Below are 18,135 nucleotides of genomic sequence, written 5' to 3'. Positions count from 1 at the left end.
CCTCCTTAACCCATCATGTACGAGCCATAATGTGTTAGATATTTTTGTTTTCAAGTTGTTCTTTTACGTCTACAACAGAAAAAAAGACAATATAAAAAGCCACTTAGATAAGTGACTGATTTATAATTTAATATCTTTTGTTTTTGCCCATTCTTCAAAATTGGAATACTCAATAACTTCCTTAGTTTCATTATCTTTTCGCTTACTAGGTTGGTAGTCTGCATATGGGATAGCAATGAAACAACATTTACAAAGTGGATGCCTAGGAATGGAGGGCTTGCTATCATTTTCTAGATTAAATCGTTGTCCATCTAACCTTGCACACTCTGAACATGTATTAGATTCTAATGTAGCAACCCATTCTACTTGTTTCACTATTTCCGAATCCGTATACAATTTATCTTGTGCAGCACCTATTATTCGTGCAGCTTCCGTTTGAACGAGTCTCTTAGATTGATAAGCCTTGGAGTTAAATTGTTTATTAATCCTTCTTGCAACCTTATCAATGGATTCACCTTCTCGAATACCTGTTGTAAGTTCTGTTCTCAGACCTTTAACAAGTGAATCCGTGTTATCCCAGATTCTTTCACTGAAGGGAATCCCAGACCAGTTAAACTTTACTGCTTCATCTACAAATTCATCTTTTAAAAGGTTGAAATTAATACCTATTTCTAAGTTTTGCTCCATTTTGTAGGCTGTTTTGTAATAAGACATTCCATATGTACTAACAAGAATACCTGTCATAATCGTTATTTCTTCTTTTGCAATTGTAGCAGCTTCTTCTTTAAGAAATTTCTCTAGCTTCTGCATACGATTATGTTTTTGTAATTCTGAGTATTCTATCTGTCCATCGTTGCCATAGTCCATAAACAACTTAGAAATAAATTGGTTTATATTGTCTCTAGATTTCTTATATAATCGCAATATTTCTTGATGATCGTCTTCAGACACATCGAACATTTCCTCAACAAGATTTAAAAGTTCCTCTTGGAAATTGTCCATTAGGTAACATCTCTATCCAAATTCATGGAATCTTGTTCTTCATTCCGTTTTTGAATAACTTGTTTAGGATCTTGGATTCTTGGATGCCATGACAATAATGTTTCATCGTCTACCTTATCCGACAACTTAACAATCTGGTCAGTAATTTCAGCTTCATTTTGAGGAATATTTCTAGAGAATTGAAAACGTATTTCTGAAGGATTATACGCTTTTCCTTTTAGATTAAGAATTTTTGTAATTAATCGAATACGTTTCCTCAACGCTTTACTCATTTTTCTTTCTTTAACCGAACACTTGGCTTCAAGACTGAATAATTTAAATTTAATAGCAACTCCAGAAAGGTTACTAGCAAATTTTTCGCTTGTAAGTTTTGGTGTTGCGGTATGCTCATGGATTAAATTATCTAACGCTTCAAAGAATGTTTGTTGGAAATCTCCATCGGCTTCTTTTGTAAGGAATTTGGCTTGACCGACATCATCTAATAGAAGTACACCATCCTGCTTCATTTTCTTGATGTCTTCTGAGTCAGTACCTTTATATCCTGCCAATACTAGATAAGCATTAACCCATGCCTCGATGGAATTACTCGAATCGCTGAGTAATTTATTCACATTATCGATCATTGGAATTTCACTTTCAAAATCCCCTAATTCTTCATCATTGTTCTTATGTATTACAACTGGAATCTCACCAAAATAATGATTTTTCTTTTGTTCATTTGGATCTAATGAGAATTCTTTCCCATCATCAGAAGTAAAATAGTAAATCCCATCATCACCATATGCCTCTACTTTAGTAACTTTTTTATCTTTTACTTCCTCAGTCCAGTAACGAAAAGCATATTTAATATTGTCCTTGCTATCCTTTTCGACATACATTTCTAAAGGAGAATATTGAGTAAATCTTTGATTGCCATTTTTATCAATCCAATGTACCTCATAACATTTACCAAATATCCCATTATTTTTAGCTATCTCAGCATTTAAATCTTCCTCATCATTCATAAAAAAGGCATTGTTTAAATCTGATAGATAGTTTTGATCCTGGCTTTTACTCACATATGAGATTGGTTTTGAAGCATAGTAACCTACTGTTGTGTCAATAACTGTTCGAGGGTAGTTAGTTACTATTTTATTATTTGGTTTCTCTGAGTCAGGCAATTTCCTGTTTAAGATATCGTGCTTACCGATGTAATAATTATAATTTTTTTGATGTCGTGGAAGTTCTGATTTATGTTTCTTTATGCCTTCCTTTATTTGATCAACTGTTACCAATTTCACACCTCCTAAATACCGAATAATTTCCGGTCTAATGATTGTAGTTTTCTATTATTCACTTTGATTTCATCAATCCTGTTAGCAAATTCAGTAAGACAATCTGGAGCATCATCATGTAAACTAAAATGCTGTCCCGCAAAATCCATGATTTGAGAGAGAAATTGTTTTTCAACTCTTTCTTCACAAAAAATAATCCTACCGTTGTTTACATCTGAAACAATAGTAGAAATTTTATCGTCCTTATTTTTACGCTGCATTTCATTGATGAAAGTAATCCTACGACTAGACAATTCTTTATCTTTTGCTATTTCCTTTTCTATAGAATCAACATCCAAACCGTTGTATGTATTTTTTTCTATGTAAACATGACTAATTTCTTCATATTCTTTTAACAATTCAATGACATGACTTATATATTTATCAAACTCATCATCAAATTTTCTAAGATGAGCCTCACGCACATACTTAAAATCATTGTCAGATAATGAACCAACAACAAATGAAAATGAATCTGAACGCTTTTTATCTTTATTTTTTACACCTGCTGTATCAATAGCAAGCATCGTTTTAATAAATTTGTGAGATTCAATTTCGTCTCTTGGTTGAGTACGATTAGATTTAAACCATTTATCACCAATATTTTCCACATTACACATTAATTCCTGCATAAATGCCAATCGTTTACCAAAATACTTTTTACCCAAATCAAAGCAATCGTATTTATCCCATATGGTTTCAAATTCCATATGTTCTTTATTATCTAAATAGAATTGTTTTGCATCGGATAAAGCATCTTCCCTTTTGTCGTCAAAATATATAGTCTTAAATTCTTGCCAATAAGAATTATTATCGAAATATTCATCTATATCAAAGTTAACAACAGACCGTTGAAATACTTTATATTCAGGATTTTTCCGTATTTGGTCAATGAAATCTCCAGTTGCTAAGGGAGTTCCAAGTACTAAAAACTTTGTGGCTGATTTAATCAATTTTCCATCACGTATTACCGAAGAGTCGCCTCCCTCTTCAACTTCCTTTAACCAATTTTGATATTTCTTTTGTTTAGATTCATCGGTTAAAATATCGTTTTGAGAAATATAATCATCAGCAATATAGCACATCGGACGAAAAATACCTTTAGGAGAAATATAAGAAGCACCACGAACAGATGATCCAGAAGAGTATGCTGCTATTTTTGTATCATTATCTAATTCTAGTTCCAATTTATTAACTGTCCGCTTACGTGGATTAATCAATTCACCAAAAGTATTTTTAATATATGAATTCCTTAATGCCTTTTTAGTTTGATCAACAAAATTTGTAGCATCGAGTTCTCTATTCGCTAAAACAATAGTGAAGTGACTAATTTGGTAACAATGAAGCCAACAAGACAATGCCATATCAATAATAGTTGTCTTTGCACAACCTCTTGGGAGTATAAATTCTTCTTTGTCAATCTTGTTATGGATAAATATATCTTCTAATTCCTGCCACACTTGATAATGCACATTTGCCAATGGTCTGGATTGATTGGATTCTTTAGGAACAAAGAAATCTTGTAAGAAGAATAAACAATAGAAAACAATACTCCTACGTCCTAAAGAATAAGCTAATGAATTCTTACCGAACAAATTATTTTTATGTTTAGTAACAGTATTGTCAACAAATTCAACCGCTTTATCGTGAGATAGTTTGCGATTGTTTACTGCATCTTTATACAGATAAGTTTTAAGTAACTTTACATTTTCTTTTGTGTTGAATATATCCGCTATTATTTCCACCTCCAGACTGGTAAATTTATGATAAAAATTGTGGAGCTTGTTGCAGGGATTTTTGAAGCATACGATTTAGAAAGCACCCACCCCTTACATTTTCACAACAAAAAAGACAACCGATTATCTACGATTGCCTAACAATTAATTATTTAGTTTTTTCTTTGCCCTAATCAATGTACTCTTACTAATACCTGTTTTTTCTTCAACTTGTTTGTAAGAGTTATGCTGCAATAACATTAGAGCATGTTCTATTTGTTTCTTACTATACTTGTTTGGTCTACCTTCTCTAAAATCATCACGTTGCTTTGCTATTGCCTTTCCTTCTTGAGTGCGTTCTACAATCATATCTCTTTCAAATTCAGCAAAGGCACTCATAACATTAAATACAAGCCTACCTGTTGGTGTATCTTCTACGAGTCCCATGTTCAATACATGAACCTTTACACCTTTTTCAAATAGTTCTCTAATGGTTTGAATACCATCTACTGTTGACCTAGCAAAACGATCAAGTTTAGTAACCACCAAAGTATCACCCTCATCTAATACATCTAGAAGTTTATTGAACTCTGGTCTATCTCGTTTTGTTCCAGTAAACTTATCCTTATAAATATTATTGCAACCCTCAGCATTCAAGCGTTGTAATTGGGATTCCAAATCTTGGTTAACTGTACTTACCCTTGCATATCCATATTTCACAAATAGCACTCCAATCAGTTATATACTAATGACACTAAGTTGTGACACCTCTGTATATACTGATAATACTACATACGGATAACAGTGTCAATACTTTTGAGTTATGACACCACAAGGACAAAAAAATATCAATCCTCTTCCGCTTCATGTTCCAGTTGATCATACTCAACATCAAGTACATCATCATCAACAGTTGAATTAACTATTCCAGTATCAATCTCATGCTTACTTGTCGGCTTACCTAGCTTGCGATCTATGAAATATCTATAACCATCTGCTGCAACCCTAGCATTATCCGTTGCCTTAATCAATTTCCAATACTCATTTACCGCATCAACCAATTTACTTTCAATAAGCCTTATTCCAAAACTTTCAAATTCACGTTTCAGTTCGTCCACTCTCGCCTTAAAGTTTTCATCATTCTTTTCCCATGCCCACAATGTAGTCCTACTTATCCCTAATTGGTCGGCAATATGTTGTTTTTCAATGCTTCCACTTGCTAACAATTGTGCTGCCGCTTCTTTATTATGTGGTAATTTTTCTTCAGTCATAATTAATAGACACCTCCTAACATTGAACATTTATTAAACACATTATACAGTAATTAAATATTCATATATACACTATATATAGTATCGTAAAATTAACTCTTATCTTTAAAATTCAAATTTGTTATCCCTTAATACTTGATGTAACACTTTACCAACACGTATTATCATTTCTTCATCTTGATCATCATATCCAGCTTCAGTAAAGATTGCGTGTAATAACTCATGTACAAACACATCTTCTTTTCTTCCAATTGATAACGAACTCAAAACTTCTATATTAGTATTTGTAAAGCTACATTTGCCTTGATAGTTTCGATTATCGTCTATTTCAATAAAATCTTTTTCCATAACATCATATGTAATTCCAGCAACTTTTACTTTATGAGGTAACATCTACACACCTCAAATCCAAAACGTAACAACCATAGCTGCTATACTGGCAATTGAAATGGATGTCATTTGCAACCTTTGATCTTTATCCTCTGATCCGATAGCGCCTAAGAAACAAATTACTAACGCAATCATTAATATAATTTGAAATGCTAATAAAATATTCATCATCTCCCTTAATTTTATCCAAACAAAAAACAGCCTGTTAAGGCTGCTCTTAAAAATTTATTTACTATCTGCTTCTAAGCCATTGTCTTTCTTTTGACTTGGTAAAATAGCTACTCTTTACGAAATTCCATTTATCTATTTGTTCTTCATAATTTTCTATATTTTCCCTTACAGTTTCATAATCATTTTGTTTATTCATATTGGTGACAATTCCAAATTCCGCTCGATCCAATTCTTGAGAAAATTCATTGAATGATAATTTCTCACCTAAGCTATTAATTCTACGATTCAAAACGTTATCAACTTCATTAATAAGACTGTTTACAAGAAACATTTCACCAATTTTTACTTCTTTAACCAAATATCTGATTCTTTCCTCAAACTGTTTAATATCTTTTGTAAATAATTTTCCACCTAATGATTGACTTAAAGACATAATGAGCTCAGATAATTCTTTTTCACCATTATTTATTGATGAACTCCATTCTTGCAAACCACTTAAAAAATTTTCAATTCTATCCATTTTTAATCCTCCTCCATTATCAATTAAGTAACAAATGTCACTTATATTAATCATTCGACACAAATGAAGGTTTCCCTGCTAAAATTTGGAGAAATGTGTAAGAATTGCACTTACAATCACGCACTAGCCATTTCAAAAAAATAGGACACTATCAATGCCCAGAATAAAATATTATGTATGTAATTAATTTGCTTGTTTCATATAATCTCTAATTTCATTCTCTCGCTGATTTCTGTACCCTTGTACTTCATCATCGGCTTTCCATAATCCTAATTTATTCTGAATCCGTTGTCTTTCTTTATGTACACTTATCATATTTAACTTCTTGCTATCCTCTAACTCTTCTAATGATTCTGCACCTAATTCTTTTGCACATTGGATAAACAATTTATTATCACTATTTCTTGTCTCTGGATATTCCTCTAACACATGTAAAATCAACTTGCTAATTGTTTTAAACTCCTCTTGTACACTTCTCAATAGACATTCTCCTCTTCAGCTAATCTCCAATTATTTGGATAATCCCATTCTAAAAATATTAACTGCATATATGTAACAAGTTTACGTTGATCTAACAATTCAAAAATTGATACATCCTCATAGGATTCTTTTCCCGTTTCACTATCTACATTCTTCAATCTAACTCCAGTATCAAAATTATTAAAAATTTCTAATACACTTAAATTCATGCAGTAATTTTTAAATTCTTTGTCTTTCAACACTACTTCAAAAAACAATCTCAACTTTGCATCCCATTCATTCTGTGATTCAGTAGTAAATTGCAATTTATCATTTTTATAGAATTTGTATTTCTTCAAAATCAATCTCCTTTTTTTATCTTTAATTTATCTGCTAACACTTCCCTTTCCTCATCTGAAAGTAATAACAACAAATGATCCATTCTTTTTTCCAAATGATACTGCTCATTTTCTCTAGTCGGCAATTTTTGATCATTCCATAACATCGTTGTCTGGATTACTTTCTCTGCCAAATACCAGTTGTCCGTATCATGGCAAGGACATTCCCAATCCCATAACTCGTCTCTCGCAATAAATACATCGCAATCGAGATCATAGTAACCGTTTGTTAACACTGTCCTCTTCAAATTGACACCTCGCTAGGTAACTCAACAGGCATAACATCAAATTCAGCCCATTCACCTGCTAGACATAATTTTTTACAAAAGTAACGATAAAAATCATCTTCAAAATTAGGTTCGTAATCACCAAAAATATAATCAATATATTGTTGACCATAGTCCTTATCGCTATCAGCGAAAAATTTAAGCACATTCTTTCGATACTCTTGATCAACTAACTTATGTATTTCTTCTTCACTTTTTCCGCGATATTTAATATAAACATGCGGATTATACACTTTATCGCTACCACAATACTGATTAAAAGCGTAATGCCCATCTACATTCCAAAACATCGTATTTACGCTAAAATTCACTGCTTTCTCAATGATATGCTCCCTAAATATAGAATCGTGTATTTCATCCTCTGTGTATATATCAATAGCTTTCACTGTTGCTTCATCCGCACTGTTAGCAAATACTACCATCACATCGTTAAGTTTCTCTAGATCCTTATGAGCTGCTATAAATGGTTTTAAATCTTTTTCCATATCAAACTCCTTATATTCGTAATACTTTAGGTCAGTAAAATAAAAGACTCGCTTTTTAAAAGTTTCGATATCTCCAATTGCTGCATAACTAAATACTGCCATTTCGTTACCTTTGACATCATCTAAAAAATCGTCTAAATAACGATCTTCACTGTAGATTTCAAACTCTTCAGCATAGACTTGATCGACCAACTTACCAATAAATTCATCTTTGCTATTTGCAACTACTGCAACAACATCTTTAATATCATTCACATCTTCATCGCCAGCGATATAAAGGCTCAATAAACCACTCCTATTCCTTATCTAATAACTTATTAATCAACACCTCTAACAAATCCACAATTGGTTCTATTTGTTTCTGAAACGCTTCATTTTGTTGCTCAAACCGCCTATTTAAACCATCATCTATATACTTGAAAGACTCTTCCAGTATGTCTTTTGCTTCTTCAGACAATCCCATCAATGTACCACCTCATTGTCCGGCAAATCACAATATGCTACTAGGAATGCTTTGTGCTTCAGGAGTATATTTGCAGATTTATTAAAATAACTACACAATGCTTCCATAGTTGCTTGAGCTTCATCGTCATCCATATTCTTGATTGTAAGAAGCGTATTCTCGATGTAATTATTTAACTCAATATCTTGCTGCAATAACGCTTTCCCCAACTCTTCTTTAAAAACAAATACTCTATCCATTTTTATCATTCTCACTTTTAATGGCATATCTAATAAATATTTTTAAATCCTCTAGCTCTTGTAAAACCTGTTTTAACTCATCATTATTTTTATGGAAGTGACCAGCAATCCGTCTATACAATTTGTTGTTTTCGTCATTAACAATTTCTCTAACGTTTTCTGATTCACTGTTATTTTCTAATGATGTATCTTCAATACTATTTTTCAATTTTTGTATTTTGTCGCTCATACAACGGAACTCTCCCCTCGAGTTTTGTTTTATTTCGTTTCCTTACTTCACTATTTTTCATACGTGAATCTTTCATAAAATTATTTAACATATCGTCAAACGATTGAGGTTTATTTATTCTTTTACTCATCAAATCAAACCTTTCTATTTTGAAACACGAACACAAAGGCAAGCAACAAGAAGATTGCTACTCACCTAAGCTCATGTCCAGAGGAAATTATAAATAGCACTAGCTATCTATAATCCAAATCCATTTACTTTACCCACGGTGGATTCGGAGTGGCAGCATAGAACTAAATATGCCGATACCGTAATTTAATGCTTAAAATAGAATTAAATAATGCAACTTATTTATTGTCGCTTGCTAACGACAATATGGGATTTATCTCAAAACGTCCTTGATGAACGTTAATCGATCATTATTTCACTAACAATAATTCATCAACTTTACCTTTTAAAGTTTTGTATTCACTTTTAGGTATATCGATATTATCTTTATTACTTACTCTTTTACGCAGCATTCTTTTAAATTCATTGATTGGGTAAACTTTCCATTCACATGGAATAGGAATATTAAGACTTGATTTTTCGCTTAATGTTCCTTGTTTGTTGTATTCTGGATCATGCTTATTAATGAGAAATAATTCTAAGATTGTTGCATCGACACTAGAGTCTAATTCAATATAATCAATTTTTTCTATTTTAAGATATTTATGAAATTCAAAAACACTAGTACCTATATGAGACCTCAATCTATTATCAATTCCCTTTGAAGTTTTTCCCACATAAATGACATGATCATTCTCACCAATAAATCTATATACAATATGTTCTACTTTGCTTTTAATATAATTTCTAATTTCCAGTTCTTTTTGCTCAGACAAATTTATTTTAAAATTAAACCACCTACTAATAGTTGCAGGGTTCAATCCTACTTCCTTTGCGAGTTGCTTATTTGTTATACCTTTTCCTTTTTTTTCAGCATAAAGACCAAGAATTTGTTGTTTGCTTTGCATCATCCTTCCCTCCATTCTTTCCACAATATCAATTTATTTTTTAATTTATATGATGTCAATTTCTTTATATTTGCACAAAAAAATACAGCAACCAATTAAGGTTACTGAACGAATCCACAACGGATTCAATACATAATGAATGCACTAGTTAGATTTCGCAAAGAATCCGAAAGAATTCAAAGGAATGTAATTTGTAAGGAATCTCTACCTTACACTATTATTAGAGAGATAATCTAATAAACTGATATTTAATGGTGTAAAACCATTAAATATATCACTAATAATTATTTATGTCAATACTTTTTCTCTTTTCTTTTCGTTTTTCGCATTACATTTTCTGCAAACTGATTTAAGTTTATCAGCATTTCTCTTATCTGCACCATAATTATCATTATTTCCTAGTTTTTCTTCTGTACATTGAATACATTTCTTAAAGGGAACACCATCTTGTATATCTTGATATGTATTGGCTATTAACTTAGCAATCTGGGATTCTATGATATTTATAATATTAGCCTTTGACCGTTCATTCTTATAATTTTCATTTATGTATTTTCTTAATCCCTTGTAAGGATTATCTTTGCTGCCATTCAAATAAATGTTATAACTCTTATGTTCATTTAGGATCAATTCTAATATATCCTTCTGCATTTCACTAAAATCAGTATGCTCGATTGCGTTTTCAAAATCATGCAATAGATGGTAAATTCCTGAGTCAATCTTATCTTCATATTTTTGTTTAAGACTAACATATAATGGAAAATACTCATTACCTTGATAACTTATTGATAGTAACGCAACAACATGCTTCTGTTGGCTTAAATCGACAGTATTGTCTATTACTGAATCATAATCAACCGTCTCTGTATATTGATTTTGCTTGTGTGGTGTAATAGTATCTTTCAGGTTATTTAGCAATAAAGATAACTCATACCCTAATGAATTGTAATAATGATTCAATAGGTACAGTCTTTGCTTTGGACTATGTTCATGATCCTCTTTTGCAAATTCCGATAACCAATACGATTCCAACTCTTTACGTTCATCTTGACTATATTCTTCAATGTCTAAACCGTATTTGAGACCAATATCCTTCCAAATGTCATAATTAACTTTAAGGCTGGGAAATTTGTCTAAGTTGTCCTTAACTTCCTGTTTTCTTCTTTTTAATTTCTGCTCCTCACTTAAACGAAAATCCTTGTCAGATTTGCTTGTATAACTTTCTAAATAATCCGCATGTAATTCTAATCCATTCAAGACCGTTTCTGGAACACTTGAATTAAAATCATCTATCACATTTACATTTAGTCCTATAATTTTTTTATTTTCCCGATCACTTCTGTCTTGATCGATTCTGGACTGTTTCAACACTGTATGATTCCAAAAGAAGGAATCTGGATTATTTTCATATTTACTGATTATATAATCAACTAACTTTTCTAATTTCTTATTAAAATAAATCTGTTCGGACAATGGATCACCGTTAATTCCATTTTTAACTCCAACATATTTGCTATGATACGCATGTGTTTCTATGTACGCTTGTATATCTTTATGTAAATTTCCAGTATCTTTTTCACCAAGCAGTTGCCTAATTTTGTTATTTCGTTCTACAGGATCGCTTTCACTCCAATTTAACTTGCTGATTATCTCTTTTAAAACTTCGGTAATATTAATTACCTCTCCATTATCCTTTATCGCTTTACGATTGTAAGATTTGCTCAAATATCATTCTCCTTTGTATTTTCAACTATTAATTTTGGATAACTAAACACGGACATTTGCTCTTCAGTAATTCCGTACTCTTCTTTTACTTGTTTGTTAGTTTTAACAATTTGCAGATTGTATTTATCTAACATGTCACCAATACATCTCTTTAACTGATCTTGCTTATACACCTGTTGTCCCTTAAATTTTAGAGTAACCTCATCCAATACCTCTTTCTCCGTTGCCCATCCCTTTTCATTGATAAGAGTCAATGTGGTTCCCTCTAATAACGAAACGACATCATTCCTTAATTGACTAACTTCTTTACCTTTGTCTTGCGGAAATACTCTGTCAGCTTCTTCACGTCCATAATTCCTGAGTATTCCCTCATAATTCATTGTCTTTGTCGTTAACCCTTTACGAATCCATTCTTCACATTGTTTTTCTAGCTCCGAGAAGAAATCATAACTGTAAATATTCATTTCATATGTATTGTTTCTATATTTATGGTGATTGTTCTTTTGGTTACGTAACTGGAATTGCTTAATTTCTTTTGGTATTTCTGGTTCATCTAATTTGTAAATCAAACGAAAGAATGTGAAGAAATTCATTCTCTTACTTGTTGAAGTAGTACCCAATCTAAACTGCTTTGCTATCGTTCTAATTGAATGATAAAAAAGTAGTCTTGGATCATAACTATCAGCAGGTAAGTTTTCTTTTACTAAATCGAGCAATATGTATAAATTATCGATAAACCCATAACGATTAAACAGTTTGCTAAAGTTCGGATATAAAATAGACAGTTCTTCCGATTGCAACATGTATTTATAAGCATCTATTTCTTCCTTTAACCGTCTCTGAGTTTCATTTTCTGTTATCTCAATCTTGTACACTTTCATGAGAAACTTCTTTGCATCAACGATAGAACAATTAAGCAACTTCTCAACAATCGTAATAATTGTTCCGGTAAAAGGCTTGGAAGTGGAATGGCACTTATAAAACCAATGACCAGTATTTTCATTTGATTGAAATATTGAAGCACTAGGACTGCTTTCATCATGGAATATGTCGTAAATCGATTTAGCATTAACACCTAGAAATACTTTTAAATCTTGTTGCTTTAAATAGTCATACACTTGATGATTGTTATATAATGTTTTAGGTGTTGGATTAATCTTATTTTGTAATAACGTAATATCCTTATTTATAATTAGATTAATATTTGATGCAGAGTTATTTGTATTTCTATGTTGACTCACTTTGTCTTTTGTAATATTATTTGAATGTGTATTTGGTATATTGGGTTTGGTATACCCTCTTGGCGAACATATATATTCTATACCCTGTATGTTCTCCCAAAGGGTAGGACTGGACGGTAGACGGTTTTCGTAATTGATCGGGTATAATTCCCTTCCACCAAAGAATAAACGTGTACCATCCTTGCAAGCTTTATCTACAACCCCACTAAACTTGTTGTCCACTAATCCACTTATCAAACTCTTAAATTCGCTATATGTATGTATAATTCGATCTAATACAAATACCACCCTAAACTTCGGGTGATTTTTTGTATGTGAAAATGTGGTATACAAGAATGCTGCATACTTCTTAATAAATTCATTTTGCAAAGCATCTTGTATTGTCATTGATACTTCTTTAACTTTGTACTCTTTTCCGTTACTGTCTTTCATATGTACTTCGTTATCAAAATCTAAAGCAATGACCTGTTGTGATTTCCAGTTGGCTATTCGCCTCTTTAGTTCTCCATTTTTGTCGTTCAAATTACCACAAACCATTGTTCTCCCATTTGTCAATTCTCTTGCTAAAGATTCAACATCTAGCGAGGTTCCCTTATGTATAATCCGATTATTAATGGCTCCTATTTCGTATCCAGTCGGCTTGCTTGTAAATCTTTTTGGGTCAAGCATAACCCTAACGGTATTGTTATCCATTCGATTCCCCCTTTTTCTTCTTTTGTCTGCCTCGTTTACGCTGCTTAGAAGGCTTCTTATTGGCTTCAAGTTTATTATCTACATCTTTCCATTCAGGACTATCTATAGTGCCTAATTTGACCGTCTCAGTGATCTTACGATGTCTCTCCGGTGCTTGTAATGGACTATCTGTTAGATACATAGTTTCAAAGTATTCATTTATCGTAGATTCCCATGTGGTACAATTTTTCAATCGATCACTCTCCTTATTTTTTCAACGAACTAACATTTTGTAAGTAAGTAGATAAAGCTGGCACACCCAATTAAGGGTGCACCAGTTGATGATATCTAAATGATTTGAATATTGTCACCAAATACAGATTTTAAATCTTCGAAAATAGCTATGTATTGCTGATCTTCAATATCAACATCAGAATTGCAGTTGTGACATTTGTATGTTCCATTTGAAAAATCCACAGAAACAACAGTTACTTCATTACACTTCCCACAAGTATATTTAACGTCCATAACCTTTCCACCAAAAGAATTTTTCACCGCATTCTTAATACTTTCAACAGACTCTTTCAATTTATAATTTCCTCCTAAATTTTTTATCACCTAAAGCAAAAGTAACTACCAACCACAAATGACACTCAATTTAATCACTCCCTTCAATTTGTATTTGACAATCAATATCAATGTCGCTATAATATTGTTATTACGACATTAAATACTATAATGCGTTTGGTATGCACTTTTTCATATTAAAACGCAACAAATAAAAAAGATTAGTTGTTAATCTTAAACATGTAGTCGTCTATACTTGTTAATCGTAAGACATTTATATTCAGTTGTCGTTTCAGTTCGTTTAGTAAGTTATTGACCAAATCATAGTCCCTGTAGAAATCACCAGTACCTACGTGGATGATTTCTTTGTCATTGCCATCCTTTACAAACACACTTTCATATTTATCATTTCTTTTTTCAATATCTATGAAGTACCTTTCCTTCAATCATTTATCACTCCTTTAATTCTCAATATATGAAATTTGCTATATTCTTTTTTAATTCTATTATTAATAACCATTCATTCTATCTGCAATTACAATCGGTAATTCTCCATAATCGATCGGGTTATCTACTTTAAGTAAAGGCTTATTTGGTTCCAACAAAAAATCAGAACCTTCTTCCAACATTTCTTTGTTTTGGTCATACTCATTCATCACAAAAATGTCATGTACATAGTAATCATTGAATGCCTTTGCTGCACTCCTATACATTGGAATTTCCTCTTGGTTCTCAATATCTTTCATATGATCAATTAGTTTTTCATCTAGTCCATTTTGTTCAATGAAATCAATTAAAAGATCAACTTGATTCCCTCTATCCTCACCAATCAAATGAACTGCATTAACCATTTCCTTTGCTTCTCTTAATTCCCTTTTGTGCTTAACCTCTTCCAAATTTACAGTATTGTTTGCTTCCATTTAAACCATCTCCTTTATTTTTGATGTTTACTTTGTTTACTATTAGCAATTTCAACACTTTTTTTAAATTTATCATAATTTGGTTCTATTCCCTTTAGAAAAGACGTTATTGCAAGTTGTTTAGCTTTGCCTTGCATTCCTTTTCTTACAATCTTTGTTCCGCCAGCATAGTTTATTAGTTTAGTATAAATTTCTTTGCATCTCTTATCTGTCCAAGCTACTTCTCTTTTGCTTTCTTGCAACATCGCTTTTCCTGCCTGTCTCACGTTATATTCCATTTGTTTTAATTGCTTTTCAATTGTACAATCCACTTGTTCACCTCCTTCAAGTTATACATTTTAACCAAGATAAATCTACAAAAAAACATTAAAGATTAGATCACCTTTTCTGATTTTTATCCCAATAGATTAATAGATTTCCTCTTTGGTTACACTTTTATATTAACACAATCTTATAAAATGTCAATTAATAAATATAACATTTTTAAATGTATATTGTCAATAAAAAATTACTATAAATCGTATTTATTTATAAAAGTTGTAAGTATATTATAGGAATAACACATTGTCAACAGATAATTTCATGGCTGCCACAGTTAATCGTAACAGCCATATAAGTTTTATGCCCTATCCTCGAACATGGTTAGATAATCATCTTTGCAATTAGCAAATTTAAAATAATTAGCCAAACTGTGCACTGTGTGCGACATATCTTCTAGAAAGGTGTCATATATCCAATATGCGGTGTGACCATCGAGTACTTCAATTTCGCAATTGTCAACAGGTTCTTGCATAAGCATTTCAAGAGCCTCTTTTTTATTTCTTCTGTATTTCATTGCAAACTCTCTTCTTCTTGGCAAATTTTCGTCAATCCTTTGCTTTCTAAGCATCCACATTGCCTCTGGTACACTTCCCTGTTCCTCTAGAAATATTTCAAAATCTAAACGATCGTTGTCGTTACTCACTAAAAAATTGTACCTGTGCTTCCAAATTCCTGTAATGTTATAATCCAGTAATATGTTATCATTCAACTTGATCTCCATTTGCTTTTCTCCCCTTGCTTTTTATTTTTAAAAACACAAGGTGACTGAACTAGATGATTTACTTGTAATAATTGTACTGGCTTTCTCATATAATTGGTAGTTAAATGTTTGAATGTTCTCAAAATTCCGTTTATATATATAAACATTCATTATTCTAGTGATGAAACATCGTAACCTTTTTGCTTTAGTAATCGCAACACCTCCATTACGTCATCTTCTTTAATTTCAATTTTCTTATCTTTGAAATATGGATTGCCAATTTCATCCCCCGATGTATACGGGTTACGCTCACCTTTATCAAGTTCGGGTACATGCATCTTTGTGGCAGTTAATTTAAAGCCGAACAATTCTGTTCTCATTTACTCGTCATCCTTCATATACCTCTTTAACTTCAATAATGCTTTTTCCATTTCAGGTATTCTTTTTCTCACGTCTTCAACATATGATTCTTCATCGATTTCTGGCGACATTTCAATTTTCCCAAAACGTGCTTCTCCAATGTTCTCCAACAATTGTGCTACCTCCCACATTTTACCTGTGATAGCCATTTTTTCACCCTCCATTTAACTTACTGAGAAATACATAAATACCATTGATCCTATCCAGCAGACGACCATGAAAATGTCCGTTTTTGTTCTTGGCATTTAATACCTCCAAAAATAAATATCATAAACATTCGATTTGTTATATATAATAATATTACATATCGAACTACATTGCAACACTTTTTATACAACTTATCGAACTTTTGTTATAATACTTAATTAGGAGGGATAAAAATGGTTAAAAATCCAAGACGTAAAGCAACGAAAATCAGACCTAGTTATAAACCATTTGAAAAAACATTAATTGACAAAGATAAAATCAAACAAAATTTAAAGGATGATCTTGGCATATCACCATCTACGCTGCACAAGATGAAACATAATGAATATGTGGCTCTAGATGTAATTGCATTGATCTGTGAGTATCTGGAATGTGAAATACAAGACATAGTTGAATTTGTCCCAGCAGACTAGGCAAGCCAATCATAATACAAGCCAATTCTGGAATTTTGCTCCAAAATTATGTTTTTACAGGTATTAACCCAAGCACCGTATACGTATCCGATAAAATCGCCTTGTATACGATTAGTTTTGAATTTCCAGATGCATTCCTTATAAGTTTTAATAAACATGTCAATGTGGCTTAAAATAAGGCTACTGTCGGCATGTTTTTTAGTTGCAAGACATAATCTATTCCACAAGTTAAAAACCGTCTGATTGTCGTGAAAACTGCTTACTGTGTCTACAAATTGTCTAGGCAAATTACTACTTAGAAATTCTTTATCATAATTTAGGTTTGTCTTACGTTTTTTAAATTCTTTAAGATGGTTAGATTCAGAATGACTAGATTCCTTAGCATAATTCTGTTGCTTTTGTGTTTGGTGACAAGGAGTTTCAGCTTCCTCTCGATGGTTCATTTTCGATAGTTCACCCGATAGTTCATCCGATAGATCACAGATAACAAAAACGTTGTGACCAAAACCGCCTTTAATACGTCCTTTTTCTCTTTTTGTTCGATGGATTTCTATTGCTTTTAAATCTTTTAATACTTTTAGTGATCTTTTAATTGTAGCAATGGATTTACCAATAATTTCAGCGATAGTTTGTTGCTTCAAAAAAGCCACTCCAGACAGTTTCACAGCAAAATTGGCAATAGTTCGGTACACGTCAATAACTGATTGATTTAATTCATGCTTGTATTTATACAGGAATCCACGAATAGAATTATTTAGGTGTTCTGTATTCTCAAATTTTGATAATTTTTTGTAATTACTATAATCGGCATTGGATAATATCATTTGTTTACTCTCCCTTAACCGTTCGGGAGTCTAAAAAATCGCACACCTAAATAAAAAGTTGCTTTTTAACAACATTTTTTGTATAATAATGTTAGGTAATTATTTGATGTCTGTTGACGCAGACATAGCGTACGACTGTTTGGACTCGACTCCAAGCGGTCTTTTTT

Annotated in this window: 28 protein-coding genes; 1 reads left to right on the top strand and 27 read right to left on the bottom strand. The window is 31.8% G+C overall.

All coding sequences use genetic code 11. The annotated features are described in order from the left end of the window. Window positions 1-120: 120 nt before the first annotated feature. The 26 genes from ACI6MV_RS04975 to ACI6MV_RS04850 all read right to left on the bottom strand — a co-directional run bounded on the left by ACI6MV_RS04975 (window position 121) and on the right by ACI6MV_RS04850 (window position 16,673). Window positions 121-1,002 (bottom strand): minor capsid protein, encoded by an 882-nt coding sequence (locus tag ACI6MV_RS04975; RefSeq protein ID WP_407268944.1) that lies wholly within the window; start codon window positions 1,000-1,002, stop codon window positions 121-123. After that, entirely contained in the window at window positions 1,002-2,276 is a 1,275-nt protein-coding gene (locus ACI6MV_RS04970) for a phage portal protein (protein ID WP_407268942.1), read from the bottom strand. Before ACI6MV_RS04970 ends, ACI6MV_RS04975 begins: the two co-directional genes overlap by 1 nt. 11 nt (window positions 2,277-2,287) lie before the next feature. Next, window positions 2,288-4,060 carry a hypothetical protein gene (locus tag ACI6MV_RS04965; RefSeq protein WP_407268939.1) on the bottom strand — a complete coding sequence of 591 codons (1,773 nt, stop codon included), beginning with the start codon at window positions 4,058-4,060 and terminating at the stop codon, window positions 2,288-2,290. 135 nt (window positions 4,061-4,195) lie between these two features. After that, window positions 4,196-4,750 carry a recombinase family protein gene (locus tag ACI6MV_RS04960; RefSeq protein ID WP_407268937.1) on the bottom strand — a complete coding sequence of 185 codons (555 nt, stop codon included), beginning with the start codon at window positions 4,748-4,750 and terminating at the stop codon, window positions 4,196-4,198. A 128-nt stretch (window positions 4,751-4,878) separates the two neighbouring features. Further along, window positions 4,879-5,301, bottom strand: a complete 423-nt coding sequence (locus tag ACI6MV_RS04955; protein ID WP_407268935.1) for a phBC6A51 family helix-turn-helix protein — start codon at window positions 5,299-5,301, stop codon at window positions 4,879-4,881. 105 nt (window positions 5,302-5,406) lie between these two features. Beyond that, the gene (locus tag ACI6MV_RS04950; RefSeq protein ID WP_407268934.1) at window positions 5,407-5,694 is read right to left on the bottom strand and encodes an ImmA/IrrE family metallo-endopeptidase; all 288 of its coding nucleotides are present in this window, start codon (window positions 5,692-5,694) and stop codon (window positions 5,407-5,409) included. A gap of 9 nt (window positions 5,695-5,703) precedes the next feature. Beyond that, window positions 5,704-5,826: a hypothetical protein gene (locus ACI6MV_RS04945; protein WP_407268932.1), complete on the bottom strand. Its 123-nt coding sequence runs from the start codon at window positions 5,824-5,826 to the stop codon at window positions 5,704-5,706. Window positions 5,827-5,923: 97 nt separating this feature from the next. Beyond that, the gene (locus ACI6MV_RS04940) at window positions 5,924-6,382 is read right to left on the bottom strand and encodes a hypothetical protein (protein ID WP_407268930.1); all 459 of its coding nucleotides are present in this window, start codon (window positions 6,380-6,382) and stop codon (window positions 5,924-5,926) included. A gap of 183 nt (window positions 6,383-6,565) precedes the next feature. Further along, entirely contained in the window at window positions 6,566-6,862 is a 297-nt protein-coding gene (locus ACI6MV_RS04935) for a hypothetical protein (protein ID WP_407268928.1), read from the bottom strand. Then, entirely contained in the window at window positions 6,859-7,200 is a 342-nt protein-coding gene (locus ACI6MV_RS04930; protein ID WP_407268926.1) for a hypothetical protein, read from the bottom strand. Before ACI6MV_RS04930 ends, ACI6MV_RS04935 begins: the two co-directional genes overlap by 4 nt. Before the next feature lie 2 nt (window positions 7,201-7,202). Then, on the bottom strand, window positions 7,203-7,487 hold the full coding sequence (locus tag ACI6MV_RS04925) for a hypothetical protein (protein WP_407268924.1): 285 nt from the start codon (window positions 7,485-7,487) through the stop codon (window positions 7,203-7,205). Beyond that, window positions 7,484-8,296, bottom strand: a complete 813-nt coding sequence (locus tag ACI6MV_RS04920) for a hypothetical protein (RefSeq protein WP_407268923.1) — start codon at window positions 8,294-8,296, stop codon at window positions 7,484-7,486. The genes ACI6MV_RS04925 and ACI6MV_RS04920 overlap by 4 nt, the downstream gene beginning before the upstream one ends. Window positions 8,297-8,306: 10 nt before the next feature. Next, a complete protein-coding gene (locus tag ACI6MV_RS04915) occupies window positions 8,307-8,474 on the bottom strand; it encodes a hypothetical protein (RefSeq protein WP_407268921.1) in 168 nt (55 codons plus the stop codon). Continuing rightward, complete coding sequence (locus ACI6MV_RS04910; RefSeq protein ID WP_407268919.1) at window positions 8,474-8,713, bottom strand: hypothetical protein; 240 nt, start codon at window positions 8,711-8,713, stop codon at window positions 8,474-8,476. Before ACI6MV_RS04910 ends, ACI6MV_RS04915 begins: the two co-directional genes overlap by 1 nt. Then, window positions 8,706-8,942, bottom strand: coding sequence for a hypothetical protein (locus tag ACI6MV_RS04905; protein ID WP_407268917.1), 237 nt, complete (start codon window positions 8,940-8,942; stop codon window positions 8,706-8,708). Before ACI6MV_RS04905 ends, ACI6MV_RS04910 begins: the two co-directional genes overlap by 8 nt. Before the next feature lie 419 nt (window positions 8,943-9,361). Then, entirely contained in the window at window positions 9,362-9,958 is a 597-nt protein-coding gene (locus ACI6MV_RS04900; protein ID WP_407268915.1) for a GIY-YIG nuclease family protein, read from the bottom strand. A 288-nt stretch (window positions 9,959-10,246) separates the two neighbouring features. Then, a complete protein-coding gene (locus tag ACI6MV_RS04895; protein WP_407268913.1) occupies window positions 10,247-11,683 on the bottom strand; it encodes a hypothetical protein in 1,437 nt (478 codons plus the stop codon). Continuing rightward, window positions 11,680-13,617 carry a hypothetical protein gene (locus ACI6MV_RS04890; protein WP_407268912.1) on the bottom strand — a complete coding sequence of 646 codons (1,938 nt, stop codon included), beginning with the start codon at window positions 13,615-13,617 and terminating at the stop codon, window positions 11,680-11,682. The genes ACI6MV_RS04895 and ACI6MV_RS04890 overlap by 4 nt, the downstream gene beginning before the upstream one ends. Then, window positions 13,610-13,849 (bottom strand): hypothetical protein, encoded by a 240-nt coding sequence (locus ACI6MV_RS04885; protein ID WP_407268910.1) that lies wholly within the window; start codon window positions 13,847-13,849, stop codon window positions 13,610-13,612. The genes ACI6MV_RS04890 and ACI6MV_RS04885 overlap by 8 nt, the downstream gene beginning before the upstream one ends. 95 nt (window positions 13,850-13,944) lie before the next feature. Beyond that, entirely contained in the window at window positions 13,945-14,184 is a 240-nt protein-coding gene (locus ACI6MV_RS04880; RefSeq protein ID WP_407268908.1) for a hypothetical protein, read from the bottom strand. A gap of 200 nt (window positions 14,185-14,384) precedes the next feature. Beyond that, the gene (locus tag ACI6MV_RS04875; protein ID WP_407268906.1) at window positions 14,385-14,609 is read right to left on the bottom strand and encodes a hypothetical protein; all 225 of its coding nucleotides are present in this window, start codon (window positions 14,607-14,609) and stop codon (window positions 14,385-14,387) included. A gap of 63 nt (window positions 14,610-14,672) precedes the next feature. Then, window positions 14,673-15,083 carry a hypothetical protein gene (locus ACI6MV_RS04870; protein ID WP_407268903.1) on the bottom strand — a complete coding sequence of 137 codons (411 nt, stop codon included), beginning with the start codon at window positions 15,081-15,083 and terminating at the stop codon, window positions 14,673-14,675. 14 nt (window positions 15,084-15,097) lie between these two features. Continuing rightward, the gene (locus ACI6MV_RS04865) at window positions 15,098-15,394 is read right to left on the bottom strand and encodes a hypothetical protein (RefSeq protein ID WP_407268901.1); all 297 of its coding nucleotides are present in this window, start codon (window positions 15,392-15,394) and stop codon (window positions 15,098-15,100) included. 308 nt (window positions 15,395-15,702) lie between these two features. After that, window positions 15,703-16,125 carry a hypothetical protein gene (locus ACI6MV_RS04860; protein WP_407268899.1) on the bottom strand — a complete coding sequence of 141 codons (423 nt, stop codon included), beginning with the start codon at window positions 16,123-16,125 and terminating at the stop codon, window positions 15,703-15,705. Window positions 16,126-16,274: 149 nt separating this feature from the next. Next, window positions 16,275-16,484: a hypothetical protein gene (locus ACI6MV_RS04855; RefSeq protein ID WP_407268897.1), complete on the bottom strand. Its 210-nt coding sequence runs from the start codon at window positions 16,482-16,484 to the stop codon at window positions 16,275-16,277. Further along, window positions 16,485-16,673 carry a hypothetical protein gene (locus ACI6MV_RS04850; protein WP_407268895.1) on the bottom strand — a complete coding sequence of 63 codons (189 nt, stop codon included), beginning with the start codon at window positions 16,671-16,673 and terminating at the stop codon, window positions 16,485-16,487. 231 nt (window positions 16,674-16,904) lie between these two features. Between ACI6MV_RS04850 and ACI6MV_RS04845 the strand changes: the two genes are divergently transcribed. After that, a complete protein-coding gene (locus ACI6MV_RS04845) occupies window positions 16,905-17,144 on the top strand; it encodes a helix-turn-helix domain-containing protein (protein ID WP_407268893.1) in 240 nt (79 codons plus the stop codon). Here the strand turns inward: ACI6MV_RS04845 and ACI6MV_RS04840 are convergent. Next, the gene (locus ACI6MV_RS04840; RefSeq protein WP_407268890.1) at window positions 17,141-17,968 is read right to left on the bottom strand and encodes a helix-turn-helix domain-containing protein; all 828 of its coding nucleotides are present in this window, start codon (window positions 17,966-17,968) and stop codon (window positions 17,141-17,143) included. The two genes, ACI6MV_RS04845 and ACI6MV_RS04840, sit on opposite strands and share 4 nt — an antisense overlap. Window positions 17,969-18,135 lie beyond the last annotated feature (167 nt).

It is taken from the genome of Radiobacillus sp. PE A8.2 (assembly GCF_045635475.1).
Taxonomy (GTDB): domain Bacteria; phylum Bacillota; class Bacilli; order Bacillales; family Amphibacillaceae; genus JBJGXI01.
Note: the sequence above shows the minus strand (reverse complement) of the source record. Positions and strands in the feature narration are given on the sequence as shown.

Bases quoted from the DNA above. Each gene is read 5' to 3' on its own strand.
- ACI6MV_RS04975 (WP_407268944.1), bottom strand. From the start codon at position 1,002: ATGGACAATTTCCAAGAGGAACTTTTAAATCTTGTTGAGGAAATGTTC.
- ACI6MV_RS04955 (WP_407268935.1), bottom strand. From the start codon at position 5,301: ATGACTGAAGAAAAATTACCACATAATAAAGAAGCGGCAGCACAATTG.
- ACI6MV_RS04950 (WP_407268934.1), bottom strand. From the start codon at position 5,694: ATGTTACCTCATAAAGTAAAAGTTGCTGGAATTACATATGATGTTATG.
- ACI6MV_RS04945 (WP_407268932.1), bottom strand. From the start codon at position 5,826: ATGATTGCGTTAGTAATTTGTTTCTTAGGCGCTATCGGATCAGAGGAT.
- ACI6MV_RS04940 (WP_407268930.1), bottom strand. From the start codon at position 6,382: ATGGATAGAATTGAAAATTTTTTAAGTGGTTTGCAAGAATGGAGTTCA.
- ACI6MV_RS04915 (WP_407268921.1), bottom strand. From the start codon at position 8,474: ATGGGATTGTCTGAAGAAGCAAAAGACATACTGGAAGAGTCTTTCAAG.
- ACI6MV_RS04910 (WP_407268919.1), bottom strand. From the start codon at position 8,713: ATGGATAGAGTATTTGTTTTTAAAGAAGAGTTGGGGAAAGCGTTATTG.
- ACI6MV_RS04905 (WP_407268917.1), bottom strand. From the start codon at position 8,942: ATGAGCGACAAAATACAAAAATTGAAAAATAGTATTGAAGATACATCA.
- ACI6MV_RS04900 (WP_407268915.1), bottom strand. From the start codon at position 9,958: ATGCAAAGCAAACAACAAATTCTTGGTCTTTATGCTGAAAAAAAAGGA.
- ACI6MV_RS04890 (WP_407268912.1), bottom strand. From the start codon at position 13,617: ATGGATAACAATACCGTTAGGGTTATGCTTGACCCAAAAAGATTTACA.
- ACI6MV_RS04870 (WP_407268903.1), bottom strand. From the start codon at position 15,083: ATGGAAGCAAACAATACTGTAAATTTGGAAGAGGTTAAGCACAAAAGG.
- ACI6MV_RS04860 (WP_407268899.1), bottom strand. From the start codon at position 16,125: ATGGAGATCAAGTTGAATGATAACATATTACTGGATTATAACATTACA.
- ACI6MV_RS04855 (WP_407268897.1), bottom strand. From the start codon at position 16,484: ATGAGAACAGAATTGTTCGGCTTTAAATTAACTGCCACAAAGATGCAT.
- ACI6MV_RS04850 (WP_407268895.1), bottom strand. From the start codon at position 16,673: ATGGCTATCACAGGTAAAATGTGGGAGGTAGCACAATTGTTGGAGAAC.
- ACI6MV_RS04845 (WP_407268893.1), top strand. From the start codon at position 16,905: ATGGTTAAAAATCCAAGACGTAAAGCAACGAAAATCAGACCTAGTTAT.
- ACI6MV_RS04840 (WP_407268890.1), bottom strand. From the start codon at position 17,968: ATGATATTATCCAATGCCGATTATAGTAATTACAAAAAATTATCAAAA.